The 26,355-nt window shown below is 71.2% G+C and carries 21 protein-coding genes, 4 tRNA genes and 1 riboswitch; of the genes, 15 read left to right on the top strand and 10 right to left on the bottom strand.

Going from position 1 to position 26,355, the window contains the following annotated elements; all coding sequences use genetic code 11:
* The first annotated feature begins 6 nt into the window (after nucleotides 1-6).
* From ACFYWM_RS02520 to ACFYWM_RS02500, 5 genes are all read left to right on the top strand, one after another.
* Nucleotides 7-1,416 carry an MFS transporter gene (locus ACFYWM_RS02520; RefSeq protein ID WP_389907632.1) on the top strand — a complete coding sequence of 470 codons (1,410 nt, stop codon included), beginning with the start codon at nucleotides 7-9 and terminating at the stop codon, nucleotides 1,414-1,416.
* 304 nt (nucleotides 1,417-1,720) lie between these two features.
* Nucleotides 1,721-2,752, top strand: a complete 1,032-nt coding sequence (locus tag ACFYWM_RS02515) for an SPFH domain-containing protein (protein WP_389907630.1) — start codon at nucleotides 1,721-1,723, stop codon at nucleotides 2,750-2,752.
* 250 nt (nucleotides 2,753-3,002) lie between these two features.
* Nucleotides 3,003-3,560: a GNAT family N-acetyltransferase gene (locus ACFYWM_RS02510; RefSeq protein WP_389907628.1), complete on the top strand. Its 558-nt coding sequence runs from the start codon at nucleotides 3,003-3,005 to the stop codon at nucleotides 3,558-3,560.
* 277 nt (nucleotides 3,561-3,837) lie between these two features.
* Nucleotides 3,838-4,653 carry a sirohydrochlorin chelatase gene (locus ACFYWM_RS02505; protein WP_389907626.1) on the top strand — a complete coding sequence of 272 codons (816 nt, stop codon included), beginning with the start codon at nucleotides 3,838-3,840 and terminating at the stop codon, nucleotides 4,651-4,653.
* A gap of 66 nt (nucleotides 4,654-4,719) precedes the next feature.
* On the top strand, nucleotides 4,720-5,127 hold the full coding sequence (locus ACFYWM_RS02500; RefSeq protein ID WP_389907624.1) for a nitroreductase family deazaflavin-dependent oxidoreductase: 408 nt from the start codon (nucleotides 4,720-4,722) through the stop codon (nucleotides 5,125-5,127).
* 46 nt (nucleotides 5,128-5,173) lie between these two features.
* On the opposite strand, the gene pgeF is transcribed toward ACFYWM_RS02500, so the two are convergent.
* Entirely contained in the window at nucleotides 5,174-5,860 is a 687-nt protein-coding gene (pgeF, locus tag ACFYWM_RS02495) for a peptidoglycan editing factor PgeF (RefSeq protein ID WP_389908254.1), read from the bottom strand.
* A 96-nt stretch (nucleotides 5,861-5,956) separates the two neighbouring features.
* On the opposite strand from pgeF, the gene ACFYWM_RS02490 reads away from it, so the two are divergent.
* Nucleotides 5,957-6,322, top strand: a complete 366-nt coding sequence (locus ACFYWM_RS02490; RefSeq protein ID WP_344743170.1) for a PH domain-containing protein — start codon at nucleotides 5,957-5,959, stop codon at nucleotides 6,320-6,322.
* Between the two features lie 189 nt (nucleotides 6,323-6,511).
* Here the strand turns inward: ACFYWM_RS02490 and glgA are convergent, their stop codons facing one another.
* Nucleotides 6,512-7,708, bottom strand: a complete 1,197-nt coding sequence (gene glgA, locus ACFYWM_RS02485; protein ID WP_389907621.1) for a glycogen synthase — start codon at nucleotides 7,706-7,708, stop codon at nucleotides 6,512-6,514.
* 48 nt (nucleotides 7,709-7,756) lie between these two features.
* On the opposite strand from glgA, the gene glgC reads away from it, so the two are divergent.
* On the top strand, nucleotides 7,757-8,983 hold the full coding sequence (gene glgC / locus ACFYWM_RS02480; RefSeq protein WP_389907619.1) for a glucose-1-phosphate adenylyltransferase: 1,227 nt from the start codon (nucleotides 7,757-7,759) through the stop codon (nucleotides 8,981-8,983).
* Nucleotides 8,984-9,333: 350 nt separating this feature from the next.
* Here the strand turns inward: glgC and ACFYWM_RS02475 are convergent, their stop codons facing one another.
* A complete protein-coding gene (locus tag ACFYWM_RS02475; protein WP_389907617.1) occupies nucleotides 9,334-10,107 on the bottom strand; it encodes a hypothetical protein in 774 nt (257 codons plus the stop codon).
* Nucleotides 10,108-10,394: 287 nt separating this feature from the next.
* Between ACFYWM_RS02475 and ACFYWM_RS02470 the strand changes: the two genes are divergently transcribed.
* The 3 genes from ACFYWM_RS02470 (at nucleotide 10,395) to ACFYWM_RS02460 (ending at nucleotide 12,792) form a co-directional block, all read left to right on the top strand.
* Nucleotides 10,395-11,042 carry a TetR/AcrR family transcriptional regulator gene (locus ACFYWM_RS02470; protein ID WP_389907615.1) on the top strand — a complete coding sequence of 216 codons (648 nt, stop codon included), beginning with the start codon at nucleotides 10,395-10,397 and terminating at the stop codon, nucleotides 11,040-11,042.
* Nucleotides 11,039-11,410, top strand: a complete 372-nt coding sequence (locus ACFYWM_RS02465; RefSeq protein WP_389907613.1) for a VOC family protein — start codon at nucleotides 11,039-11,041, stop codon at nucleotides 11,408-11,410. The genes ACFYWM_RS02470 and ACFYWM_RS02465 overlap by 4 nt, the downstream gene beginning before the upstream one ends.
* Before the next feature lie 116 nt (nucleotides 11,411-11,526).
* On the top strand, nucleotides 11,527-12,792 hold the full coding sequence (locus ACFYWM_RS02460; RefSeq protein ID WP_389907611.1) for a DUF5685 family protein: 1,266 nt from the start codon (nucleotides 11,527-11,529) through the stop codon (nucleotides 12,790-12,792).
* Nucleotides 12,793-12,918: 126 nt separating this feature from the next.
* Here ACFYWM_RS02460 and ACFYWM_RS02455 read toward each other — a convergent pair whose 3' ends face one another.
* The 6 genes from ACFYWM_RS02455 to ACFYWM_RS02430 form a co-directional block, all read right to left on the bottom strand.
* Nucleotides 12,919-14,049: a mechanosensitive ion channel family protein gene (locus ACFYWM_RS02455; RefSeq protein WP_389907609.1), complete on the bottom strand. Its 1,131-nt coding sequence runs from the start codon at nucleotides 14,047-14,049 to the stop codon at nucleotides 12,919-12,921.
* Between the two features lie 79 nt (nucleotides 14,050-14,128).
* Nucleotides 14,129-15,124 carry a ribonucleotide-diphosphate reductase subunit beta gene (locus tag ACFYWM_RS02450; protein WP_389907607.1) on the bottom strand — a complete coding sequence of 332 codons (996 nt, stop codon included), beginning with the start codon at nucleotides 15,122-15,124 and terminating at the stop codon, nucleotides 14,129-14,131.
* Between the two features lie 45 nt (nucleotides 15,125-15,169).
* Nucleotides 15,170-17,560 carry a ribonucleoside-diphosphate reductase subunit alpha gene (locus ACFYWM_RS02445; RefSeq protein ID WP_389907605.1) on the bottom strand — a complete coding sequence of 797 codons (2,391 nt, stop codon included), beginning with the start codon at nucleotides 17,558-17,560 and terminating at the stop codon, nucleotides 15,170-15,172.
* Between the two features lie 115 nt (nucleotides 17,561-17,675).
* Nucleotides 17,676-17,878: riboswitch (cobalamin riboswitch) on the bottom strand.
* A gap of 4 nt (nucleotides 17,879-17,882) precedes the next feature.
* The gene (locus ACFYWM_RS02440; RefSeq protein WP_389907602.1) at nucleotides 17,883-18,902 is read right to left on the bottom strand and encodes a tripartite tricarboxylate transporter substrate-binding protein; all 1,020 of its coding nucleotides are present in this window, start codon (nucleotides 18,900-18,902) and stop codon (nucleotides 17,883-17,885) included.
* Between the two features lie 243 nt (nucleotides 18,903-19,145).
* On the bottom strand, nucleotides 19,146-20,966 hold the full coding sequence (gene glmS / locus ACFYWM_RS02435; protein WP_389907600.1) for a glutamine--fructose-6-phosphate transaminase (isomerizing): 1,821 nt from the start codon (nucleotides 20,964-20,966) through the stop codon (nucleotides 19,146-19,148).
* A gap of 42 nt (nucleotides 20,967-21,008) precedes the next feature.
* Nucleotides 21,009-21,284: a hypothetical protein gene (locus ACFYWM_RS02430; protein WP_344743159.1), complete on the bottom strand. Its 276-nt coding sequence runs from the start codon at nucleotides 21,282-21,284 to the stop codon at nucleotides 21,009-21,011.
* A 155-nt stretch (nucleotides 21,285-21,439) separates the two neighbouring features.
* Between ACFYWM_RS02430 and ACFYWM_RS02425 the strand changes: the two genes are divergently transcribed.
* From ACFYWM_RS02425 to ACFYWM_RS02405, 5 genes are all read left to right on the top strand, one after another.
* Nucleotides 21,440-23,803, top strand: coding sequence for an N-acetylmuramoyl-L-alanine amidase (locus ACFYWM_RS02425; protein WP_389907598.1), 2,364 nt, complete (start codon nucleotides 21,440-21,442; stop codon nucleotides 23,801-23,803).
* A gap of 89 nt (nucleotides 23,804-23,892) precedes the next feature.
* Nucleotides 23,893-23,964 (top strand) — tRNA-Gly (locus ACFYWM_RS02420).
* 26 nt (nucleotides 23,965-23,990) lie between these two features.
* Nucleotides 23,991-24,061 (top strand) — tRNA-Cys (locus ACFYWM_RS02415).
* 74 nt (nucleotides 24,062-24,135) lie between these two features.
* Nucleotides 24,136-24,207, top strand: a tRNA-Gly gene (locus ACFYWM_RS02410).
* 13 nt (nucleotides 24,208-24,220) lie between these two features.
* Nucleotides 24,221-24,295: transfer RNA gene (locus tag ACFYWM_RS02405), tRNA-Val, on the top strand.
* 195 nt (nucleotides 24,296-24,490) lie between these two features.
* On the opposite strand, the gene ACFYWM_RS02400 is transcribed toward ACFYWM_RS02405, so the two are convergent.
* Nucleotides 24,491-26,323 (bottom strand): RICIN domain-containing protein, encoded by a 1,833-nt coding sequence (locus ACFYWM_RS02400; protein WP_389907596.1) that lies wholly within the window; start codon nucleotides 26,321-26,323, stop codon nucleotides 24,491-24,493.
* Nucleotides 26,324-26,355: the final 32 nt, after the last annotated feature.

The following is a 26,355-nucleotide window of genomic DNA, read 5'->3' as shown; positions in this document are numbered from 1 at the left end:
CACGCGATGGCAAGCTCCCAGACCAGGCGGGTCATTGTGGCCGGGCTGGTCGGCACCTCCCTGGAGTGGTACGACTTCTTCCTCTACGGTTCGGCCGCCGCCCTGGTCTTCAACAAGCTCTTCTTCCCCACCTTCGAACCGCTGACCGGCACGCTGCTGGCGTTCCTCACCTACGCGATCGGGTTCGTCGCGCGACCGCTCGGCGGGATCGTGTTCGGCCACTTCGGCGACCGGGTCGGCCGCAAGAACGTGCTGGTGGTGACGCTGCTGCTGATGGGCGTCGCCACCTTCCTGATCGGCCTGCTGCCCGGTTACGCCACCATCGGCGTGGCCGCCCCGCTGCTGCTGGTCACCCTGCGCTTCGTGCAGGGGCTCGGCCTGGGCGGCGAGTGGGGCGGGGCCGTGCTGATGTCCATCGAGCACGGCGACCCCCGGCGGCGCGGGTTCAACGCGAGCTGGCCGCAGGTCGGGGTGCCCGCGGGCAACCTGCTGGCGGCGGGCGTGCTCGGGATCATGTCCGCGGCGCTCCCCGAGGAGGCGTTCCTGTCGTGGGGATGGCGGGTGCCGTTCCTGCTGTCGGGCGCGCTGGTGGTCGTGGGCCTGTGGATCCGCCTGCGGATCGTGGAGTCGCCGCTGTTCGCCCAGGTCGAGCGGGCGGGCGCGAAGGCCCGGATGCCGCTGCTGGAGGTGTTGCGCACGCACCCGCGCGCGCTGGTCTCCGCGGGCCTCGCGCGCATCGGCGTGGACGTCGCCTTCTACATCTTCGTGACCTACATCCTGGCCTACGTCACCGGTCCCCTCGGGCTCGAACGCGGGGTCGCGCTGAACGCGGTGCTGATCGGCTCGGCCTTCCAGCTCTTCCTGATCCCGCTGTTCGGCGCGCTGTCGGACAGGGCCGGCCGCCGGCGGGTCTACCTGGCGGGCGTGATCGGGGCCGCGGTCTGGGTGTTCGCCTTCTTCCCCCTGCTCGACACCGGGTCCTTCCCGCTGATCGCGCTGGCCTCGGTCGTGGCCCTCGCCTGCCACGCCGCGATGTACGGTCCCCAGGCGGCCTTCATCGCCGAGCTGTTCAGCACCCGCCTGCGCTACAGCGGCGCCTCGATGGGCTACCAGGTCGCCGGGATCTTCGGGGGCGCCCTCGCCCCGATCGTCGCGCTGTGGCTGTTCGACCGGTTCGGCGGCACCCTCGCCATCTCGCTCTACGTGGTCGCCGCGCTGGCCGTCACCGCGGTGGGCCTGGCCATGGCCCCCGGGACGCACGACGACGACCCGCCCGGCCCGCTCGACGCCCCTTTCGACACCCCTCTTGATGTCCCGCTCGACGCCCCTCTCGACGGTGTCCCCGCCGGAGACTCCGGCGGCGCCCGCGACGGCGACCCGGGAACGCGCACGGGGACCGCTTCCCGGGACGCCTGACCTCCCCGTCGCGGCCACCGGCCCTCCCCGGTGGCCGCGGCTCCCCTCTGATGACGAGGGGAGCCACCGGGAACCACGGGAACCACGAGAGCCCGCGAAACCGCCCGGTTTTCCGGACATTTCGCCGAACTCACCCGCCCACCGGCTCGTCAAAACCCGTTGAAGCACGCGAGGAACCGCCAGAGCCCGCCACGAAGGGAAGCCGGTCGGGCCGGTGGCCGGGGACGGCCATCCCCGGCCACCGCCCTCCGGTGCCCCGTCCCCTGTGGTCGTCCTCAGCGGTCGTCCCCCAAGGAGGATCGACATGCCCATCGGAAGAAGCATCGCCGTCGCGGTGTCAGCGATCATCGCGGCGATCGTCCTGATCGGCGTCGGAGGCGGTTTCGAACGCACCGACCCGGGCCAGGTGGCCGTCGTCAGGGACGGCGGCCCGCTGGACGACTCCGGGGTCCGGCAGGTCATCCCACCCGACTCGGGGCTCACCTGGGTCGGCCTGTGGTCGTCGGTGCACTCCTATCCCTCCCAGCAGCGGATCTACACCATCACCACCGACGCCAAGCGGGCCAGCTCCAGCGGCGTGGACGAGGTGAACGTGCCGAGCTCCGACGGGGTGAACCTCGGCATCGAGGGCACGCTCTACTTCACGCTCAACCTCGACCAGGAGGCGCTCAAGCGCTTCGACGACAGGTACGGCACCCGCACCTACCTGGGCCAGGACGGCGAGTCCCGCTACGCCTGGGACGGCGACGAGGGATGGAACGGGTTCTTCATCCAGTCCGTGCGGCCGGTGATCTACAACGCCCTGCGCAGCCAGATCGGCGCCCTCCGGTGCGCCGAGCTGCTCTCCTCCTGCTCGCTGGTGCAGACGAACGCGCAGACGAACTCCGACAAGCAGGACGTCCCCGCCGCCATCGACAGCAACGCCTCCATCACCCGCGCCCAGAACGGCATCAACCAGCTCCTGGAGCGCGACCTGGAGCAGCTGCTCGGCGGCCGCTTCTTCACCGGCCTGCGGTTCACGCTGGTCCGGGTGACGTTGCCGGCCGAGATCCAGGCCGCGGTGAACAAGACCCAGGTCGCCCAGGCGGGGATCGCCGAGGCGAAGGCGAAGGCGTCGCAGGCCGACGTCGAGGCCGAGGCGAAGATCAGGCAGGCCGAGGCGGACGCGAAGGCGTCGGTCGCGCTGGCCAAGGGCGAGGCCGAGGCGAACAAGGAGCTCCAGGAGAGCTACCGGAAGTGCCGCGCCTGCGTCGAGATCGACAAGCTGAACGCCCTCCCCGACGGCATCACCGTCTACGCTCCGGGCAACTCCGACCTCGTCGTCCCCGCCAAGTGAGCCCGTCGCCCCGGCGCGGTCTCGCCCGGAGTCGCGGGCTCCGGGACGACCGGCCCGCCCCGGCGGAGCGGACCCGGCCCCTCCGCGCGCACCCCCGCACGCGGGGCCGGGTTCGCCTGAGTCCGGACACAGGAGTTCTCCAGATCTGGGCACATACCAAGCCGTGCATATAAGATCACTAAAATGATGGTATGTCCGCTTATCGGGATGATCTCTAGCCGTGGAACCTCCGAGACGTTAACGTCTGCGCATGCGCCACGTTGAGATCTCGGGCAAGAGACTCCGGCTCAGGGAAATCACCATCGACGACGTGGACGCCCTGCATGCCGTGTACGGTGACCCGACCGCCACCGAGCATCTGCCGTTCGACCCCCGCACCCGCGAGGAGGTCGAGGAGACGATCATCGAGGCGATCAAGTGCGCGGGGGTCGAGCCCCGGCGCCTCTACGTGCTGGCGGTGACCGACCTCGACGGCGGCGAGGCCTTCGGCGTCGCCCGCCTGCACATCGAGGCCGACCACCCGCACAGCGCCGAGATCGGTCTCGGGCTCCGTCCCGACCACTGGGGCCGGGGCATCGGCACCGACCTGATCCGGCTGATCCTGACGTTCGGCTTCCGCGACCTGCGCCTGCACCGCATCTGGGGCGCCCGTTCCCCGGCCAACACCGCCGCCCAGCTGGCGATGCTGGTCGCCGGGATGGTCGAGGAGGGCAGGATCAGGCATCACGTACGGGCGCGCGGGGCCTGGCGCGATTCCATCGTGCACTCGGCGCTGGAGGACGAGTGGGAGGGCCACCGTGACGTCTGACCCGGGCCTCTCCCACCCCGCCCCGGGCGCCCCTCAACTCAACCCGGGCCTCTCCAGGCCTGACCCGGGCTTCTCTCGGCCTGACCTGGGCTTCTCTCGACCGTGAACCGACCGTGAACCGGCTGCGAGCCGGCTCTGAGCTGGCTCTGAGCCGGCTCGCAGCCGGTTACGGGCCCGGGGAAACCCATCTCCGAGCCTCGCCTTTTCAGAATGTTGTGACGGGAATGCTGCCGTTTCCGGTCACAGGAAGTGTCAAATGGCCCTAGAGTCCGCGCATGTGAGCGAAAGTCCCATCCTCCCCGTACGAGGGCGCCCGGTGCGGCCCTCCGGAAGGCACCGCAGGCCGGTGCCCTCCCAGCTCCCGCCCGAGGCACCAGCGCTGGTGCTGGCCGCGCTCGGCGATGCCTCAGGCACCGCCGCGGAGCTCGCGGCCCTGATACGGGGGGACAACCCACAGATCCAGGTCCGCCTGGCCGCGCTCGGCGAGGACGGCAAGGAGCTGACCTCCGAGCTGGAGGCGGCGGCCAGGGAACGGCCACAGGACGCCACGGCCGCCGTCGTGGTACCGCTGCTGACCGGCCCGCACCCGGTCGCGGACCGGCTGATCGCCGAAGCGGTCGCGTCCAGCAGGGTCTCGGTGACGGTCACCGACCCCCTGGGGCCGCACCCCCTGCTCGCCGAGGCCCTGCACATCCGCCTGTCGGAGCGAAGCCTGGCGCGGGCCGACCGGATGCGGCTGCTCAACGTCTCCAGCCCGGTCGACGCGGTCATCCTCGCCACCGTCGGCGGCGAGAACGCGGCGGCGGAGGCACAGCCGACGGCGGTGCTGCTGGCCTCGCGGCTGACCCTGCCCGTCCTGGTCGCCTCCCTCGACAGCGCGCCCGCCGTGGCCGACGCGGCCGCGCGGCTGCGTGGCATCGGTGCCCAGCGCCTCGCGCTGTCCCCCTGCGTCCTGGGCCCGGAAGCGGCCCCGGGGCTCGCGAGCGCGGCGGCCGAGGAGGTCGGGGCCGAGTGCGCCGACGTCCTCGGGGCGCACGACCTGATCGCGGACCTGGCGGCCCGCGCCTACGGGAGCGTGCTGTCCGCGGATTGAGCGGCCCGGTGTGATCTATCTCCTCTGACGGGTAATGACCCGCGTAGCTGTCAGAGGAGATAGATCATGCTGTTCGGAAAAGAGCACGTCGACCGATACATAGCGACCGACGGAGCCGAGGGGCACGAGTGGCAGGGCACCACCGCCCTGCTGCTCACCACCACCGGCCGCAAGTCAGGCGAGGCGCGGACCAGCCCGCTCATCTACCAGCGCCACGGCGACGACCTTCTCATCGTGGCCTCCAAGGGAGGCTCCGACAAACCACCCATGTGGTATCTCAACCTCCAGGAGAACCCCGAGGTCGAGGTGCAGGTGCTGGGCGACCGGTTCAGGGCCAGGGCCCGCACCGCCACGCCCGAGGAGAGGCCGGAAATGTGGTCGATCATGACCGCGGCCTGGCCCGCCTACGACGAGTACACCAAGAAGACCGACCGGGAGATCCCCGTGGTCGTGCTGGAGCGGATCACGTCGTGACCGGCGCCACGCCGGCCACCGGGGCCGGGACCGGGGTGAGAGCCGGTCAGGGCTCCAGCCAGACGTAGCCCGCGAACCTGCCGGTCGTCCTCTCCCTGCGGTGGGAGAACAGATCGGCGCTCTCGATGGTGCAGCGGGTGTCGTGGGTGATCTCCCCGACGCCCGCCTTGCCCAGCTGCGACGTGATCGCGGCCCGCAGGTCGAGGGCCGGGGTGTCGTCGCGGGTGATCGACCACGCCTCGGGGAGCGACACCGCGACCTCGTCCCGCATCTCGGCCGGGACCTCGTAGCAGGTGCCGCAGGCCATCGGGCCGATCAGGGCGGTCATCCGCGCCGGCTCCGCCCCGCGCCCGGCCATCTCCTCGACCAGGGCCGTGACCACGCCGGACATGGTGCCGACCCGCCCCGAGTGCGCGGCGCCGACCAGCCCGGCCTCCGGCTCGGCCAGCAGGACCGGCGCGCAGTCGGCGCAGAGCGCGGCCAGGCCGAGACCGGGCACGTCGGTGCAGACCCCGTCCAGCGGCGGCGGGTCGTCGCCGAACGGCTCCGTGACGTAGCGGACGTCGGCGCTGTGGATTTGCCGCATGAACACGACCCGTTCCAGGCCGAACTCGGCGGCCGTCCTCGCCCTGTTCGCCGCGACCGCGTCCGGCTCGTCACCGCACATGCCCCCGAGGTTGCGGCTGCCGTACGGACCGGCGCTGACACCACCGTGACGATCGGTGATCCTCATCTGAAAGTTCACGGGCCGACCTTACCCGCCCAGGAACCCCGTCCCCCGGACGTTCGTTTCACAAAGACACGGATCCCTCAAGAGATCGCGAGCGTCATGGCCCAGGTTGTGTACGACCGCAAGGAGCAGTACCAGCAGATCGAGAGCGGTCTGATGCCCGGCGAGCAGATCATCGCCGTCTACGACGCCATCGGCACGGGCACCGGCTTTCTGGGGCTCACCGACAGGCGTGTGATCGTGCAGGACAAGTCGTTCGTCGGCAAGAAGATCGCCATCACGAGCATCCCCTACAACAAGGTCTCCGCGGTGAGCGTGGTGAGCAACAAGTCCATCGCGGGCTCGTTCTTCTCCTCGGGCGCCATCGCCATCCACGTGGGCACCCACACCTACGAGGTGGAGTTCCGGGGCGACAACAAGGCGCACCACGTGCACAACGTGATCCTGCACTTCATCACCGCCTAGGAACTCCCCCGCCGAGAAGCCCGCGCGAACGCGGCCCCGGCGAGCGGCACCTCCCAGCGGGAACACCGCACACCGAGGGCCCGCCCCGCGGGAACGCCGCCCACCGAGGACCTGTCCCGCGGGAACGCCGCCCGTAAAGGGCCCGCTCCGTGGGAACGTCACCCGCCGAGGGCCCGCCCCGTGGGAACGTCACCCGGCCGAGACCGGCGCCTCCCCGCCCGCGACCCGACGGTAGAGCTCCATCGTCCGCTCGGCGATGCGCTCCCAGGAGAAGCGCTCCACCGCGCGGATCCGCCCGGCCTCGCCCATCCGGGTCGCGAGGCCGGGGTCGGCCAGCAGCCGGTTGACCCGCTCGGCGAGGTCGGCGGCGAAGGCGTCGGGGTCGTGCGGGGTGCCGTCCGCGGCCTGGTCGATCGGGACCAGCAGACCGGTCGAGCCGTCGGCCACGACCTCGGGGATGCCGCCGGTGGCGGTGGCCACGACGGCGGTCTCGCAGGCCATCGCCTCCAGGTTGACGATGCCCATCGGCTCGTACACGGAGGGGCAGACGAACACGGTCGCGTGGGTGAGGATCTGGATCACCTCGGGGCGGGGGAGCATCTCCGAGATCCAGACGACGCCCTCGCGGTCGAGCCCGCGCACGAGCGCGGTCACCTCGGCGGCGATCTCCGGCGTGTCGGGCGCGCCCGCGCAGAGCACCAGCTGGGCGTCGGGGTGGAAGCCGCGCGCCGCGTGGAGCAGGTGGACGAGGCCCTTCTGCCGGGTGATGCGGCCGACGAAGACGACGTACGGCCTGCTCGGGTCGATGCCGTGCCGCTCCAGGACGTCGGTGCCGCGGTCGGGGGCGTACTCGCCGGTGTCGATCCCATTGTGGATCACCGTGACCTTCTCCGGCGCGATCTCCGGATAGCTCGCCAGCACGTCGCGGCGCATCCCCTCGGAGACCGCGATGATCGCGTCGGCGGTGGCCAGCGCGCCGCGCTCGGCCCACGACGACAGCGTGTAACCGCCGCCCAGCTGCTCGGCCTTCCACGGCCGCAGCGGCTCCAGGCTGTGCGTGGTCACCACGTGGGGCGTCCCGTACAGCATCTTGGCGACGTGACCGGCGAAGTTGGCGTACCAGGTGTGGCTGTGGACCAGGTCGGCACCCTCGCACCCGGCGGCCATCTCCAGGTCGACGCCGAGCACCTGGAGCGCGGCGTTGGCCGTCTCCAGACCGCCGGGCACCCGGTAGGCCGCGACGCCCTCCTCCGGCCGTGACGCTCCGAAGCAGCGGACCCGGGTGTCGGCGAGCCTGCGCAACTCCCGGGCGAGGTATTCGACGTGAACTCCCGCCCCTCCGTAGACGTCGGGGGGATATTCACGGGTCAACAGATCCACTCGCATGCGATCAGCCTAGTGTTTCATCCCTGTTCATCAGGTTAGGGTCCATCTATGAGAGTCCTCGCGATCGTGCTCGCCGGTGGAGAAGGTAAGAGGCTCATGCCTCTGACAGCTGATCGAGCGAAGCCCGCGGTGCCTTTCGGGGGGATATACCGGCTCGTCGACTTCGTACTGTCCAATCTCGCCAACGGTCACTATCTCCAGATCGTCGTGCTGACGCAGTACAAGAACCACAGTCTCGACCGGCACATCTCCCGGACATGGCGCCTGTCGGCGATGCTCGGCAACTACGTCACGCCGGTTCCCGCCCAGCAGCGCCTCGGGCCGCACTGGTTCTCCGGCTCCGCCGACGCGCTGTTCCAGAACCTGAACCTGATCTACGACGAGATGCCCGACCACGTCATCGTGTTCGGCGCCGACCACATCTACCGGATGGACCCCCGGCAGATGGTCGAGCAGCACATACAGTCCGGGGCCGAGGTGACCGTGGCCGCGATCCGGCAGCCGCTGTCGCTCGCCGACCAGTTCGGGGTCATCGAGACCGACCCCGCCGGGCGCAAGATCACGGCCTTCCGGGAGAAGCCGAAGGACGCGGTGGGCCTGCCCGACGCGCCCGACCAGGTGTACGCGTCGATGGGCAACTACGTCTTCAAGACCCAGTCGATGATCGACGCGCTCAGGGAGGACGCGCTCGACCCGACGAGCAAGCACGACCTGGGCGGCAACATCATCCCGATGATGGTGAAGTCGGGCAGCGCGGAGGTCTACGACTTCGCCGACAACAACGTGCCCGGCTCCACCGAGCGCGACCGGGGCTACTGGAGGGACGTCGGGACCCTCGACGCCTACTACGAGGCCCACATGGACCTCATCTCGGCGCACCCGGTCTTCAACCTCTACAACAGCCGGTGGCCGATCTACACCGGCCACGACCCGCTCCCCCCGGCCAAGTTCGTGCACAACGACGGCGACCGGGTGGGCAGGGCGATCGACTCCCTGGTCTCGGCGGGCGCGATCGTCTCCGGCGGGCTGGCGGAACGCTCGATCCTCTCCCCCGGCGTGGTGCTGCACTCCCACTCCCAGGTCGAGGACTCGGTCCTGATGGGCAACGTGAAGGTGGGCCGCGGCGCCATCGTCCGCAAGGCCATCATCGACAAGAACGTGGTCATCCCGGACGGCGCCAGGATCGGCTTCGACCTGGAGTACGACCGCAGCCGCTTCGCGGTGACCAGCGGCGGCATCGTCGTCATCGGCAAGAACGAGATCGTCGAACGCTGACACCGGGCCCACCCGGCCGGACGCCACCCGGGTCCCGCGTCGTCGGGCACCACCCCGGAGCCCGGCCCGCCGCCGGTTCCCGACCCGGTTCACCGGTGGTTTCCGGCCCCGCCCGGTGAGCGGGGCCGGGAGTCGCGTCCGGTCGGCTCGGGTTCCGGTCTCCATGCCCGGATTCTGATCTTCGTGCTCGGGTTCCGGCCCCCATGGGAGAACCGGGCGGGCGACCCCGAGATCAGAGCCGGACACGCCGCGCCTGCCGATGCTCGGGTGGCCTGGCCGCGACGCGTCCACCGTCCACCTGGGCGAACGATGACGCCCCGGCCACCCGCCCCCGTTACCCGACCGGCGCCCTAGAACTCGGCGGGCGCCTTCGGGGGAAGGCGGTCGAGGATCGCCTGGAACATGGCCGCGTTGGACGTGGCCAGCGCGTCGACCTTCGTGCTCAGCTCATCGATGCGGCCGTCCAGCTTGTCGATCCGACCGTCCAGCTTGTCGATCCGGCCGTCCAACCTGTCGATCCGACTGTCGAGCCGCAGGCCCAGCTCGCTGATCCGGCTGTTCACGATCACGAATTGATCGTCGATCGCGGCGAACCTGTCGTCGATCGCAGCGAACTTCTCGTCCATCGCCACGAACCGGGCATCGATCGCAGCGAACTTCTCATCCATCGCCACGAACCGGGCATCGATGGCGGCGAACCTGTCGTCGATCGCGGCGAACTTGTCGTCCATGGCGACGAACCGGGCATCGATCGCAGCGAACCTGTCGTCCATCGCGACGAACCGGGCGTCAATCGCGACGAACTTGTCGTCCATGGCGACGAACCGGGCATCGATGGCGGCGAACTTGTCGTCCATGGCGACGAACCGGGCATCGATGGCGGCGAAACGCTCGTCGGCGGCGGCGAACCCCGCGCGCATCTCGTCGCGGAGCAGGTCGACCTTCGTGTCGATCTCCGACACCCGGTGCTCGACCTGTCCGAGGCGCTCCGTCACCACCTCCAGCTTGCCGTAGACGGGCGTCAGCGCCTCGTAGGCGCGCTCCGAGGCCCGTGGGCCGCAGGTGGTGCTGAGCACCATGAACTCGCTTTCCAAGCGGGCCACCCGCTCCTCAAGTGTGATCATGAGAGTGTTCTCCGAACGTGGAATTCAGCGTAGCGAAGGCTCGCCGGCGAGGAGGGGGATCAGGGGCGCGGGTCCTCGCGGCGAACAGCCTGGCGGCTTTCCCGAGCTTCGGCGGCCGCTTTCCCAACCCCGCGACCAGCGGTGGAAGAAAAGCCCCCGGCCGGTGCGGCGGGTTCCCTCCCGGCGGTTGAGAAACGTTCCAATCAAGATCGTTATATACCCATACGGGGTGGGCGTGTCACAAAAAGCCTTTGACGGAGTGAGTACTCACTCCGCAGAATGGCCGCATGAGAACCCCACCCGCCCGGCGGCGCGCGCCGGGAATGAGTCCGGAGCGGCGCCGCGAGATGGTCGTGGCGGCCGCCCTCCCCCTGGTCGCCGAGTACGGTGCCGCCGTGACCACCGGCCAGATCGCCAGGGCCGCCGGGATCGGCGAGGCCACGATCTTCCGGGTGTTCGCCGACAAGGACGAGCTGCTCGGCGCCTGTGTGGCCGAGGCGCTCCGCCCCGACCACGTGCTGGAACAGCTCGCCGCGATCCCGCTCGACCAGCCGCTGACCGTCCGCCTCGTCGAGGCCGTCGAGGCCATGCGGGCGCACACCGCGCGGGTCGGCACCGTCATCGCCGCCCTGCACGCCTCGGGCCGCCCCCTGGAGCGCCCCGCCACCAGACCTCCCGAGCGCGACGCGGAGGGAGCACCCCCGCCCAACCGGGAGACCTCGTTCAGGGAGACCCGCGCGGCGCTGGCCGAGTTGTTCGAGCCCGAGCGCGACTCGCTGCGGCTGCCTCCGGAACGCCTGGCCACGCTCTTCCTCGCGATGGCGTTCTCCCCCGTCCGCTGGCCGGGGGGCGAGCCCGAACCGAGCGCCGACCTCGTCGACGTGTTCGTGCACGGCGCCCTGGCCCACCCCCTGCCGGAAGAAGACCCCGCATGACCATCACGCTGAACCACACCATCGTGCCCGCGCTCGACAGGCGGCGGGCGGCCGACTTCTTCGCCGCCGTCATGGGCGTGGAGTGCCTGCCGCCCGCCGGGGCACACGGCCACTTCGCCCCGGTCCGGGTGAACGAGTCCCTCACCCTCGACTTCATGACCGTCGAGGCCCCCGAGGGGCACCACCTGGCCTTCGACGTCGACCCGGACACCTTCGACGGCATCCTCGCCCGGCTCGAGGAACGGCGGGTGCCGTACGGCAACCACCCGGCCCGTCACGACAACGGGCGGATCGACCACCCGCTCCGCCCTCGCGGCCTGTTCTTCGCGGACGAGACGGGAAACCTCTACGAGGTCATGTCCGACTGACCACGAGGCCCCCCGAGACACCCCGAGTGCCATTGCGACTTCGTGATCCGTAGGGGATAGATTCTCCCGGTACGTCGCACGAATTTCGGACACACCCCCCAAGTACGAGAGATCGCATGTTCGGCATCATTCGCCCCTGCGGCGAGCACTCCTGCCCGACGCTGCACCGAGCCTGGATGGCGCACCTGTGCGGGCTGTGCCTGACCCTCAGGGACGGGCAGGGGCACGCGGCCCGGCTCGCCACCAACTACGACGGCCTGATCATCTCGGTGCTGGCCGAGGCCCAGGCCCCGGCGGGCTCCCCGCACCGGACCGCCGGCCCCTGCGCGCTGCGCGGGTTCCGGCCGGCGGACGTGGTCGACGCGCGGGCCGGGGGTGTGCGGCTGGCCGCCACGGTGTCGCTGATCCTCGCGGCGGGCAAGCTGCGCGACCACGTGGCCGACGGCGACTCGGCGCCGGGCACCGGCGCGGCGCGCAGGATGCTGGCGTCCCGCTGGGAGGCGGCGGGGGCCCGGATGGGCGCCGGGATCGGGTTCGACACCACCTCGCTGGTCTCGACGGCCGAACGCCAGATCGAGCTGGAGAGCGGCCCGGGAGTGACGCTGCTGGAACTGACCGGCCCCACCGAGGAGGCCGTCGCCGCCGCGTTCGCGTACACCGCGACGCTCGCGGGCACCCCCGGCAACGCGGCGGCGCTGGCAGAGGCGGGCCGGTTCTTCGGCCGGATCGCCCACCTGCTGGACGCCGTGGAGGACCGGGAGGAGGACGCCGCCCGGGGCGCGTTCAACCCGCTGACCGCCACCGGCACCTCCGTACGGGAGGCGCGGCGATTGTGTGACGACGCCGCGCACGGCCTGAAGCTGGCGCTGCTGGAGCTGGAACTCGCCGACCGGCACCTGGTGGACGTGCTGCTGGACACCGAGGTGCGGCGGGCGGTGGACAGGACGTTCCGCCACGCCTCCGGCCCGGACCGCGGCCACGCCCGCGAGACGTGCGCCCGCCCGCACGGGGAGCGCCCGCACGGGGAGCACGGCCACTCCCCCACCGGGCACGCCCCCTCCCCCGCGGAGCACGACCACCTTCCCGAGGGGCACGGCCACTCCCCCACCGGACACGACCACGAGACACCGTCCCCGGCCGGGGAGGCGGGCCACTCCTACGAGCGGCCCGGATTCGTCCGCAAGTCCGCCGCCGGGGTGGGGACCTTTCTGACCTGCGGTCTGTGGCGGCCCCGGTGGAGTTCCCGGAAGCACGGCGCCTGGGACGAGCGCTGCTACCTCAGAGGATGCGACGGCTGCGGCTGTGACGGATGCGACGGGTGCTGCGACTGCTGCAAGTGCTGCAGCAAGTGCGACGGGTGCTGCTGCGACTGCAACGCCTGAGACTTCGGGAACTCCGGGAACTCCGGGGAGCGGCCCGCCGGACATCGCGGACGGCTCCCGGACCGATCGCGCCTCACGAACCGGACGGGCGAACCTGCCGTCCCAGCACCGGCCCCGGTCCCGGCCTCAGACCGGGTCCGGCTGTTCGCCGTCCTTCTCGCGGGCGCCGTCCCGCTCGCCGGGGCCGCCCAGACCCCGCGACATCAGCCCCGCGCCCATCAGCCCGGTGAGCGTCCCGGGGACGGTCGCGGACGGGGGCGGGGTCTCGACCCGGAAGCGGGGCAGCGCCTCGGGATACTTCTCGCGGACGAAGGCCACCATGTGCTCGCGCATGTCGCACTTGAGGTCCCAGGCGCTGGCGGAGTCGGCGGCGCTCATCAGGGCGCGCAGCTCCAGCAGCCCGTTGGGGAGGGTGTCGGTGACCTGGAGGGTCCAGTCCTTCTGGTCCCAGAGCGGGTGCTCGCGCAGGGCCCGGTAGAGCTCGGTGCGCAGCTCCTCCACCGGCACCGACCAGTCGACCCGGAACATCACGTGGCCGATCACCCGGCTGCTGTGCCGGGTCCAGTTCTCGAACGGGTTGGCCGTGAAGTAGGAGACCGGCAGGACCAGCCGCCGCTCGTCCCACAGCCGCAGCACCACGTAGGTGAGGCTGAGCTCCTCGATCCGGCCCCACTCGCCCTTCACCACGACGACGTCGTCCAGCCGGAGCGCGTCGCTGAAGGCCAGCTGGAGCCCGGCGAGCATGTTGCCCAGGGTCGACTGGGCGGCGATGCCGACGACGACACCGGCGATACCGGCCGAGGCCAGCAGCCCGGCCCCGAGCGCCCGCACCTGCGGGAAGGTGAAGAGCATCGCGCCCAGCGCGACCACGATGATCACCGCCGAGGCGACCCGGCGGACCAGGGTGATCTGGGTACGGATGCGCCGGGCCCTGCGGTTGCCCTCGCCCTCGACGGTGATCAGGCGGTCCAGCACCACGTCGGTGACCGCGTAGGCGGCCTGGATGACCAGCCAGGTGGCGCACCCGATCATCGCCAGGCTGAGACCCCGGTCGATCACCTGGCCGATCGAGGCCGTCGCCATGGTCGGCTCGTAGATGGTGTGGGCCGTCGCCACGGCGGCCGTGGCGAACCCCGGCCAGGTGCAGCGGCGCACGAGCGGACCGGCGAGAACCCATTTCTCACCGATCAGCCGCGAGCGCAACACCCGTCGCACCACCTCCACCGCCACGACGGCGGCGGCAACGGAAACAATCATCATGATCCAGCCGGACACTTGAGGCGTCCCCCTCGACGTCTTTCATCCTCGTCGTCATCTTTCCTGGATCACCAGCTAATCAGAAGGATTCGTCGAATGTGACATTCCCTTCCACGGCTATCTGGTAGGCCGAAACCCGCCGCTCGAAGAAGTTGGCCAGCTCCTGCACGTCCTGCAACTCCATGAACGCGAACGGGTTGGCCGTGCCGTAGCGGGCGGGCATCCGCAGCCTGACCAGGCGCTGGTCGGCCACGTACTCCAGGTACTGACGCATCTGGTCCACGCCCATCCCGAGCAGGCCGTCCCCGCACAGGTCGGCCGCGAAGGCCAGCTCGGCCGCGACCGCCTCCTCGATCATCCGGGTCACCTGCTCGGCGAGCTTGTCGTCGAACAGGTCGGGCTCCTCGGCCCGTACGGTCTCCACGACGCTGAACGCGAACTCCATGTGCATGGACTCGTCGCGGAACACCCAGTTCGTCCCGGTGGCCAGGCCGCCGAGCAGGCCCCTGGAGCGGAACCAGTACACGTAGGCGAAGGCGCCGTAGAAGAACAGGCCCTCGATGCACGCCGCGAAGCAGATCAGGTTGAGCAGGAACGCCCGCCGGTCCTCCCGCGTCTCCAGCCGGGTCAGCCCGCCGAGCGAGTCGATCCAGCGGAAGCAGAACTCCGCCTTGTCCCGGATCGAGGGGATGTGCTCGACCGCGGCGAAGGCCTTGACCCGCTCGTCGTGATCGGGCAGGTAGGTGTCCAGCAGGGTCAGGTAGAACTGGACGTGCACGGCCTCCTCGAACAGCTGCCTGCTGAGATACAGGCGCGCCTCGGGGGCGTTGAGGTGCTGGTAGAGGTTGAGGACGAGGTTGTTGGCCACGATCGAGTCGCCGGTGGCGAAGAACGCCACGAGGCGGTTGATCAGGTGGCGCTCCTCGGGCGTCATCCTCGCCAGGTCGGCGAGGTCGGAGGTGAGGTCCACCTCCTCGACGGTCCAGGTGTTGCGGATCGCGGCCCGGTAGCGCTCGTAGAACTCGGGGTAGCGCATCGGCCGCAGGGTGAGGTCCATGCCGGGGTCGAGCAACATCGGTGAAACGCCTTTCTCAGAGCTTTCGGGGAACCGGGACGACGGCTACTGGCACGCGTCGCAGTACTCGGGGTTCTCCAGGGAGCAGGCGATCGCCTCGGGATCGGCGACCGGCGCCGCCACGGTGGCCTGCGCGATCCGGGTGGCCGGGCGCGAGCGCAGGTAGTAGGTGGTCTTGAGGCCCGACTTCCACGCGTAGGCGTACATCGAGGAGAGCTTGCCGATGGTCGGCGTGGCCATGAAGAGGTTCAGCGACTGCGACTGGTCGATGTAGGGGGTGCGCGCGGCGGCGAGGTCGATCAGCGCCTTCTGCGGCAGCTCCCATGCGGTCCGGTAGAGCGCCTTCAGGTCGGCGGGGATCTCCGGGATGTCCTGGACGGAGCCGTCGGCGCGCTTGATCGCGTCGCGGACCAGCGGGGTCCACAGCCCACGGGCCTGGAGGTCTCGGACGAGATAGCGGTTGACCTGGAGGAACTCCCCCGAGAGGGTCTCACGCTTGAAGACGTTGGAGACCTGCGGCTCGATGCACTCGTAGCAGCCCGCGATGGAGGCGATCGTGGCCGTCGGCGCGATCGCGACCATCAGCGAGTTGCGCAGGCCCGTCCTGGCGACCCGCTCCCTCACCTCCGCCCACTCCGCGGACCTCGCCGCCCCGTAGTGGTCGGGGTGCAGCACCCCGTCGGCGGCCCTGGTCTCCCCGTACGAGGGATGGCGGCCCCGCTCCACGGCCAGGTCGGAGGAGGTGCGGTAGGCGGCGAGCGCGATCTCCTCGGAGATCCGGGTGGACAGCTCCAGGGCGCGCGGCGAGTCGAACGGCAGCCGCAGCGCGAACAGCACGTCGGCCAGGCCCATCACGCCGAGCCCGATCGGGCGCCACCTCCGGTTGGCCGCCTCCGCCTCGGGGGTCGGGTAGAAGCCCAGGTCGATGGTGCGGTCGAGGAAGCGCACGGCGGTACGGACGGTCGCGCGCAGCCGCGCCCAGTCGATCGCCTCCCCGGAGTCCGCCGAAAGGTGGGCGGCGAGGTTGATCGAGCCGAGGTTGCAGACGGCGGTCTCCGCGTCGCCGGTGACCTCCAGGATCTCGGTGCAGAGGTTCGACAGGTGGATGACGTTCTGGGGCCTGGCCGTCTGGTTGGAGGTCCGGTTCGCCGCGTCCTTGAAGGTCATCCAGCCGTTGCCGGTCTGGGCGAGCGTGCGCATCATCCGCCCGTACAGGGCGCGGGCCGGGATCTGCCGGGTGAACCGGCCCTCGGCCTCGGCGGCCCGGTAGGCGTCGTCGAACGCGGAGCCGTACAGGTCGGTGAGGTGCGGGACGTCCTTGGGGTCGAACAGCGACCAGGTCCCGTCGTCCTCGACCCGGCGCATGAACTCGTCGGGGATCCAGTTGGCCAGGTTCAGGTTGTGCGTGCGGCGGGCCTCCTCGCCGGTGTTGTCGCGCAGTTCCAGGAATTCCTCGACGTCGGCGTGCCAGGGCTCCAGGTAGACGCAGGCCGCGCCCTTGCGCCGGCCGCCCTGGTTGACCGCGGCGACGCTGGAGTCGAGCGTGCGCAGCCAGGGCACGATGCCGTTGGAGTGGCCGTTGGTGCCCCGGATCAGCGAGCCCCGCGAGCGGACCCTGGTCCAGGCGATCCCGATGCCCCCCGCGTACTTCGACAGCCGCGCGACCTGCCCGTAGCGGTCGTAGATGGACTCCAGCTCGTCGCGGGGCGAGTCGAGCAGGAAGCACGAGGAGAGCTGGGGCCTGCGGGAGCCGGAGTTGAACAGCGTGGGCGAGCTGGGCAGGTAGGAGAGGGTGGCCATGAGCGCGTACAGCTCGGTGGCCTCCTCGACGCTCTCGGACAGGCCGCAGGCCACCCGCAGGAAGAAGTGCTGCGGGCGCTCCAGGACCTTGCGGGTCCTCGGGTGACGCAGCAGGTAGCGGTCGTAGACGGTACGCAGCCCGAAGTACTCGAACCTGGCGTCGGCCCCCGGGTCGGCCAGCGCGTCCAGCACCCCGGCGTGGGCGGCCACGAACTCCGCGAGCCCGTCCTGGATCAGCCCCGCCTCGTGGGTCGCGGCGATGGACTCGGAGAACTCGCGGACGCCGTGCTCGGCGGCCTCGTCGGCGATCAGCTCGGCCAGCATCGCGGCGGCGACCCTGGAGTTCTCGGGGTCGGTGATCACCCGCGCGGCGGCCTCGTCGATCGCCAGCCTGCGCTCGTCCGCCGCGTTCGCGGCGTTCGCGGCGTTCCCGGCGTTCCCGGCGTTCGCGACGCTTCCGGCTTTTTCTGCGCCCTCGGCGTTCCCGCTGTTCCCGGCACTCCCGGCGTTCTCGGCGGCGCCACCGCCCGCGACGGCGGCACCCGCGACGCTCTCGCCGCCTCCGTCGCCCGCCGCGGTCTCCGCCGTACCGCTCACTGCGGTCGCCGCCGCGGTCTCCGCCAATGCCTGTGTCACGTAGTGCCCCTCGCTCGATCGGACTTCCCCGTACGGCTCCGCCGGATGGGCACGCGTCCGCGAGCGATCCCGGGCACGCCGGATCGCCTCGTTCCGCGGGCCCTCCCACGAGGCCCTGGACAATCACGTCACCGGCAGGTCTTCGGACTCACGGGCACACCACACACGCCTACCGGCCGTCGCTTCCCAGGCATGGTTCGCCCAGTGCTCAAATGACGGCTTTCGTTCCCGTTCACCGCTGCGGGGCAGTCCCGGAATCTCACCGGGTTCCCTCTTGCCTCGCCCCTCGCGGGGCGAACCAGCAACGAGCAGGATCCTACATCTAGGGGCGTCTGACGCAACTACCCCAACAAGTTGTGGCGGAGGACTTCAGCAGCCCGAGCTCGTGCAGCACGCCCCGGGTGCGGGCCGTCTCGGTGGAGAGCCACTGGCGGAACTCGTCGCCGCTGAGATAGACCCGGCTCCAGCCGCGGGAGGCGCACAGGGCACCCCAGCGCGGCGCGGCGTCGATCCTGTCACACAGGGCGATCGCGGCGTCCCGGTCCCCCGGGCTCATGCCCTTGGGGCCGAGCAGCCCGCACCAGTCGCTGTACTCCAGCCGGACGTCGACCTCCATGAGCGTCGGAGCGTCGATCCCGTCGATCCGGCCGCCGGAGGAGACCACCAGGGGCCGCAGGCGGCCCGCGGCGATCTCGGGCCGCAGGGCGCGCGCCGATCCCAGCAGGGCCGCCACCCTGCCGACCTGGAGCGCCTCGGCGGCGTCCTCGGGGGCGAGGTACCCGGCGTACTCCAGCAGCCGGGCGTCCACCCCGAGGCACTTGCCGATCATGCCGTAGAGCACGTGGTCGGAGCCGCCCTCCGACCGGCCGCCGACCGTCAGGCCCGCGGGGTCGTCGCGCAGCCGCGCGACGAAGTCCTCGAAGGTGCGCAGGCGGGAGCCGGAGGGGACGACCAGGACCGTCCAGTCGCCGACCAGGCGGGCGATGGGGGTGGCGGCGTTCACCACGGCGGCGGTGTTGGCGATCTCCGCGGCGGCCACCATCGGCATCGCGGTGACGAGCAGCCTGCCCTCGCGCGCGAAGGGGCCGCGGAAGGCGCCGAACGCGTCGCGCGGGGCGGAGCCCAGGGGCCCGGCCCGCTCGACGGTCATCGCGGTGCGCACCAGCCCCGACTGGACCAGGACGGTCGCCAGCCTGCCCGCGATCCCGTCCCAGCCGTGGCCGTCGGCGGTCGGTTCGAGGATGAACAGGCGCCTCACCACCCGGCCGGCGTCACCGCCCGCGCCGCACCCCGCGGCGAGCACGGCCCCCGCCGCCAGCGCGCAGAACCTCCTACGGCGCATGAGCGCCCCTCCCCCCGGAGAACCCCCTATTCCATAGGTTACTTTCACGTCACTTTCTGTGACTAAGTGGGGTATGCCCGAACTCTCGGCGGCCCGCGTACCGGGCCGCCGAAAAGGACCTCGGCCGTCCGGGCACCGAGGACGGCCGCCCCGCGCGGACGCCGGGAAGCGCGGCGCCGGGAAGCGCGGCGCCCCCGCCCCCGGCGGGCCGGGGACGGGGGCGAGAGCGAGGGCGCGGGGAGGTCACTCCACCGTGACGCTCTTGGCCAGGTTCCTGGGCTTGTCAACGTCCCGTCCCAGCGCCACCGCGGCGTGGTAGGCGAAGAGCTGGAGCGGGATCGACAGCAGGATCGGGTCCAGCTCGGTCTCGTTCTTGGGCACCACGACGCAGTCCTCGGCCAGCTTGGGGTCGGCCGTGCGGTGGCCCACCATGAGCACCCGGCCGCCCCGGGCGCGGATCTCGCCCAGCGTGGTGAGGTTCTTGTCCAGCAGCTCGTCGTCGGGGACGATCGCCACCGTCGGCATGTCCGGGCCGATCAGCGCGAGCGGCCCGTGCTTGAGCTCGCTGGCCGGATACGCCTCGGCGTGCACGTACGAGATCTCCTTGAGCTTCTGCGCACCCTCGCGGGCCACCGGGTAGCCCCTCACCCGGCCCACGAACATCATGCTCGGCGACTCGGCGTACCTGCCCGCCAGCTCCTTGATCTGCGGCTCCAGCGCCAGGATCTCCTTGATCTGGTCCGGCAGCCTCCGCAGGCCGTCGCAGATCCTGCGGCCGTCGGCGGGGGACAGGTCGCGCACCCGGCCCAGGTGCAGCGCGAGCAGCGCGAACGCCACGGCGGTCGAGGTGAACGCCTTGGTGCTCGCCACCGAGACCTCGGGACCCGCGTGCAGGTAGACGCCGCCGTCGCACTCGCGGGCGATCGCGCTGCCCACGGTGTTGACGATGCCGAGCACCCTGCCGCCCTTGCGCTTGAGCTCCTGCACGGCGGCGAGGGTGTCGTAGGTCTCCCCCGACTGGCTGATCGCCACGTAGAGGGTGTCGGCCTCCACCACCGGGCTGCGGTAGCGGAACTCGCTCGCCGGCTCGGCGTCGGCCGGGATGCGCGCCAGCTCCTCGATGAGCTGCGCGCCGATCTGGCCCGAGTAGTACGCGGACCCGCAGCCGATGATCTTCACCCGGCGGAACGAGCGGGTCTCCCGCGCGTCCATGTTGAGGCCGCCCAGGTGGGCGATGTGGAAGCGGTCGTCCAGCCGCCCGCGCAGCGTCCTGGCCACCGTGTCGGGCTGCTCGGAGATCTCCTTGAGCAGGTAGTGCTCGTAGCCGCCGGTGTCGTAGTGCCCGGCCTCCCAGTCGACGGTCAGCGTCTCCTTGGCCGTCTCCCGCGCGTCGCTGGCGAAGGTGTTGAACCCGTCGGCCCGCAGCACGGCGATCTCGCCGTCCTCCAGGTGCACCACCTGGCGGGTGTAGCGGACCAGCGCGGCGACGTCGGAGGCGGCGAACATCTCCTTCTCGCCGATGCCCAGCACGATGGGGCTGCCGTTGCGCGCCACGACCACCTCACCGGGACGCTCGGAGTCGATCACCGCGATCCCGTACGTGCCGACGACCCGCTTGAGCGCGGTCCGCACGGCCTCCTCCAGCGAGTCGGCCTCCTTGACCGTACGGGAGATCAGGTGCGACAGCACCTCGGTGTCGGTCTCCGACAGGAAGATCGCCCCGTCGGCCTCCAGCTTGGCGCGCAGCTCGTCGGCGTTCTCGATGATGCCGTTGTGCACGACGCCGATGCGCTCGTCGGTGGACAGGTGCGGGTGGGCGTTGACGTCGCTGGGCGCGCCGTGGGTGGCCCAGCGGGTGTGGCCGATGCCCAGGCCGCCCTTGAACCGCGCGGGCACGACCGCGGCCAGGTCGGCCACCCGCCCCTTGACCTTGCGCATCTTGAGGCCCTTGTTGGAGATCACCACCCCGGCCGAGTCGTAACCCCGGTACTCAAGACGCTGCAGGCCCTCCAGCAGGATGGGGGCCGCGTCCTTGGGCCCCACGTAGGCCACGATTCCGCACATGTACCGCTCCTTGTCCGTAAACGATCGGGGTGCCGCCGTCCGCTACCCGTAGACGATCCGGCGAAGCTGTCGCAGGGAGAGTTCGGGTGCCGCGACACGGCGCACCGCCAGCTCGGCGGCGACCCTGGGGAAGATCTCGTCGTTGACCAGCCCCCTGGCCTTGAGCTCCGCGTGACGCCGCCGGACGAACTCGTCGACGGGCTCGGAGAAGTAGGCCAGCACGTCCGCGACGACCCGCGCCGCCTCGCCCGGACCGAGCGCGCTCGTCCGGGTCAGGTGGGTGATCAGATCCTCGTGCGGATTCCGTGCCGTGGACACAGAGCAGGACCATACGCATCCGGGAGAGAACACACCAAGTTTCCTGCCCGATTTCGGGCAGAGAATCTCTTCAACATCTCAACCCCGCCACAATGAGCGACAGTCGGTAATCTCTGATAACTCTAGGTAGTTACCAGAGGGGGAGGAACACCGCCATGCGCCGCCTGCCGGGGATCACTGCCGTCGCCGCTCTCACCGTCCTGGCCTCAGCCGCCCCGACCTCGACTGCCCTGATCTCGGCCGTCCCGGCTTCCGGCGCCCCGGCCCCGGTCGTCCACGCGGACCGGCCGACGGGGCTCCGGACACCCCCGGCCCCCGCCGGGACCGCGACACCGCCCGGCGCGCCGACGGGGGCGCGGTCCGGCAGGCAGGCCGCCTTCACCGAGGCGGCGCGGCGGTACGAGGTGCCGGAGAGCGTGCTGCTCGCGGTCTCCTACCTGCAGTCCCGCTGGGAGGGTCACGGCGGGCTGCCCAGCGTCTCCGCCGGATACGGCCCGATGCACCTGATCGACGGCCGGGCCGAACCCGGGCGCCCCCACGGCGCCGGGGAGGACCCACGCGGCGACGAGACCCGGCCGCGCGTGATCGCCCTGCCGCCGATGGAGACGAACCCGCCGGAGGACACCCTGCGACGGGCCTCGCGGCTGACCGGCCTGTCCCCCGGCCGGCTGCGCGAGGACGCCTCCGCCAACATCATGGGCGGCGCCGCGCTGCTCGCCGACCACCGGCGCCGAGTCGGCAGAGGTCCCGGCGGGGGCTCCCTCGAGGATCCGGCGAGCTGGTACGACGCGGTGGCCCGCTACCCCGGCACCCCGGAGAGGGGCACGGCGGGGAGGGAGGCGGCGCTGTCCTTCGCCGACGAGGTCTACGCGACGATCCGGGCCGGCGCCGCGCGGGTGACCGACGACGGCGAGCTCGTGGTCCTCCCCCCCACCCCGGACCTGGTCGTTCCCCCCGAACTCTCCACCCGCCCCGCACGCTCAACGCACCCCGCACGCTCAACCCGCCCCGCACGCTCAACGCACCCCGCACGCTCAACGCACCCCGCACGCTCAACGCACCCCGCACGCTCAACGCACCCCGCACGCTCAACGCACCCCGTGCGCCCGGCGCCCTTCAGGCCCGCCGCGCCGTTCATCCCGGCGGGGCGCTCCGGGCCGTCCGGTCCGCGAGCGCCGCTCCCCCTGGAACGGCGCGCCTCGCCCTCCGCCCCACCCACCCCCACCCCGGTCACCCCCACCCCGTCGCCCACGCCCGCTCCCGCCACGAGGACCCCCGCTCCCTCCACGAAGACGCCCATGGCACTCGCCAAGCGGCCCGCCCCCGCTCCCGTACCGGGACCCGACTGCCCGAGGAGCGTCTCCTGCGAGTGGCTCCCGGCCGCCTACCAGCGGCTCCCCGGCGGCGGGTACGGCAACCACGACCGCTCCGCCGGCCCCCGGAAGATCGACTACATCGTGATCCACGACGGGGAGACGAGCTACGACGCCATGACCCGCCTGGTCAAGAACCCCGCCTACCTCAGCTGGCACTTCACCATCCGCTCCGCCGACGGCCACATCGCCCAGCACCTGCGGGCCAGGGACATCGGCTGGCACGCGGGAAACTGGTATGTCAACTCCCGCTCCATCGGCCTGGAGCACGAGGGCTACCTGGCCAGGGGCGGCGCCTGGTTCACCGAGGCGATGTACCGGGCGTCGGCCAGGCTGGTCCGCCACCTCGCCGCCAAGTACGACGTCCCCCTCGACCGGGCGCACATCCTGGGACACGACAACGTGCCGGGCACCACCCCCGAGACCGTGGGCGGCATGCACGACGACCCCGGCCCCTACTGGGACTGGGCCCACTACTTCGAGCTGCTCGGCAGGCCGCTGCGCGCCTCGGGCGGCGACGACGCGCGCTCGGTGCTGATCAGGCCCGACTACGGCACCAACAGCCCGGGGTTCACCGGCTGCACCGGGGGGTGCCGGGGCCTGGGCGCCGCCTCGGTCTGGCTGCGCACGCGCCCCTCCCCCACCGCGCCGCTGGTCAAGGACGTCGGCAAGCACCCCACCGGCGGCTCCACGTACAGCGTCTACGACCACGCCGCCCGCGCCTCCACCGGCCAGCGGTACGCGCTCGCCGAGCGCAGGGGCGACTGGACCGCGATCTGGTACCTCGGCCAGAAGGCGTGGTTCCACGACCCGGCCGGGGCCCCCACCTCCGTGCGCGCCTCCGGCCCCCTGGTGACGCCCAGGCCGGGCCGGGCCCCGATCAGGGTGTACGGCAGGGCGTACCCCAAGGCGCACGCCTACCCCGGGGGCGTTCCCGTGCAGGCCCTGGCCCCGCTGCAGTACTCGATACCCGCCGGGCAGGCGTACAGCTCAGGCGAGGCGACGAGGGCCTCGTACCTCAGGGCGGCGGCCTTCGACCCCTCCGAGCACCGTGTCGTGACGGGCGGGATCCGCTACCGGCAGATCCAGTTCGGGCACCGGGTCATGTTCGTCCGGGCCTCCGACGTCCAGCCGGTCACCAGGTGAGGATCTCCGGCGGCTGCGCCGGTTGCGCACATCCGCCCTGCGGAGGCGCTAGAGTTTTCACGTGCCCCGGAGCCGGTTCCGGGGATCACGCGGAAGTGGCTCAGTGGTAGAGCATCACCTTGCCAAGGTGAGGGTCGCGGGTTCGAATCCCGTCTTCCGCTCCGGCGGGTCCTTCGGGGGCCCGGCCGGTGGAGTGGCCGAGAGGCGAGGCAACGGCCTGCAAAGCCGTCTACACGGGTTCAAATCCCGTCTCCACCTCAACGCACGACCATCGGACCCTCCGGGATCCGGTAAAGTGGTGCGAGCGCCGAGGGGAAACCCGAAGCGGATACGCGGAAGTGGCTCAGTGGTAGAGCATCACCTTGCCAAGGTGAGGGTCGCGGGTTCGAATCCCGTCTTCCGCTCTGGTTCACCCGAGGACGATTAGCTCAGCGGGAGAGCGCTTCCCTGACACGGAAGAGGTCACAGGTTCAATCCCTGTATCGTCCACCACCCGAAAGGCCGCCAAGGTCCCCGTTCGAGGGTCTTGGCGGCCTTTCGCTTTCCCTGTCGCCGTTGTCTCCTGTCTTTCCCGATCACCGTTGTCCCCTGTCACGTCGGCCCGTGATCGGCGTCGCCGGATCCCCGCCGCCCCGGGCCGGACCGGGCCGGTTCGTCCCGGCCGGCCCGGGGCGCGGTCCCGAGGCCCTATCGGCCCCAGAGCCGCCACGTCTGGTTGAGCGGGCTGCCCTGACCGGCGGGGATGCAGGTCCACTGGTGGACCGGGGCCTGGGCGGCCGTGGAGATCGCGCTCACGTCGACGCACTTGCCGCTGTGCCGGGCCACGAGCTGGTGGTCGTGGGAGTCGTTGCCCGCGTAGGTCACCTTCCGCAGCGTGAACTGCTGGTTCGTCGCGCCGACGGCGCAGGTCCACTGGATGGCCGCCGCGCCGTCGGCGGTGGAGGCGCCGTTGACGTCGAGGCACTTGCCCGAGTGCTGGTTGACCACGGTGAAGGTGCCGGCGACCCCGGTGACCGGGCGGAAGTTCCACAGCTGCTGGTCACCGCCCTCGCAGTGGAACTGCTGCTGCCGGGTGCCGTCGGCCGTGCTCAGGTTGGTGTCGTCCAGGCACTGCTGGGAGTGCTGGGCGACGGCGACGGACTGGAAGCCGCCGTCCGAGGGCGGCAGGAGGGTGACGGTGTGGGTGTCGTTGACGTTGCCGTTCGGCACGTTGACCGTCGTGGCGTTTCCGGACAGGGTGACCACGGAGTTCTGAACGGTGACCGGGCCCTGGACCGCGCCGCCGCCGTTGTGGGGGATCCGCTGGACGACCACCCGTACCTGGTTGTTCTGCACGACGCCGCCGGTGGTGTCGAGGCGTTGCAGGTTGACCGCGAGGTTGCCGGTCGTGCGGCCTCCACCGACGAGGACCTTCACGGCGCCGTCGGCCTTGGTGGCGAACGCGTCGTACGACGCGCTGGGGGTGACGGACACGATCTGGCCCGTCTGCGAGCCGTAGAAGCGGTAGACCCACCATTCGCCCTTCGGCAGGTGCTGTCCCGCCGAGTTGCGGACGAGCAGGTTGCCGAGATCGTTGTGCAGGTTCCCGCCCCCCGCCCAGTTGGCCCGCAGGCCGTCGGCGCCGGCCCGCTCCAGGCGCGCGATGTACCAGGAGCCGTCGCCCGGGTTCTGCTCGTTGGACGCCCCGTACTCGTTGATCTGGTACGGCCTCGGGTGCGGGATGCCACGGGAGTTCAGTGTGGTGTCGGCCGCCGCCACGTTGGCCACCGGGTCGCCGGGCAGGGAGTGCCAGCTGATGATGTCGGGGATCACGTTGTTGGCCTTGACGTAGTCGAGGTACTGGTTCCACCAGGTGTTCGTGGTGGACGGCACGCACGCGCAGCTCGGGCCCACGATCAGGTGTGCCGGGAACTCGGCGCGGATCCGCTGGTAGGTGCGTCGCCACAGCTCGAGGTACTGGGACTGGGGGCGGTTCCAGAACAGGGTGATGTTGGGCTCGTTCCAGAGGTCCCACTGGACCGGCGCGCCGGTGGCCCGCACGTCGCCGATCAGGCGGGTGAGGAAGGCGTCGTAGTCGCTCCAGTTGCCGTTGTCGCCGGGGAAGCGCGAGATCGGGTAGCCGTCGGCGCCCCAGAGGTCGTGCGGGAGAAGGACGAACTCCCCGCCCAGGGCCCGGGTGCGCAGCAGCTGGGCGCGGGTGGCGTTCCAGCGGCGGTCGTACCTGCCCGAGACCCAGCCACCCGGGCCGTCGAGCTGCGCGCCGCCGGCGCGCATGTACCGGAACCTCACGTCCCGGAAGAAGTGGTCGGCCGGCCCCGAGGCGTTCTCGGTCATGCCGTAGATCCAGCCGGAGGCCCGATAGGTCGGGGAGCCGCCCGCCGTGGCGAGGTTGACGGTGATGGACTCGTCGGCGGCCTGGGCCGGTGCCGCGGTCGTGACGGCGGAGGCGGCGACGAGCACGCCGACGGCGATGAGGTCGGCCAAGCGGCGGAGCGGCCGCCTGCGGGGCGAGGTGTCCATGGATGCCTTCCTGGATGGGGGGTGGGGGCGCG

Source organism: Streptosporangium sp. NPDC002721 (assembly GCF_042888905.1).
Classification (GTDB): domain Bacteria; phylum Actinomycetota; class Actinomycetes; order Streptosporangiales; family Streptosporangiaceae; genus Streptosporangium.
The sequence above is the reverse complement of the archived record's forward strand: the minus strand, read 5'-3'. Positions and strand labels throughout refer to the sequence as shown.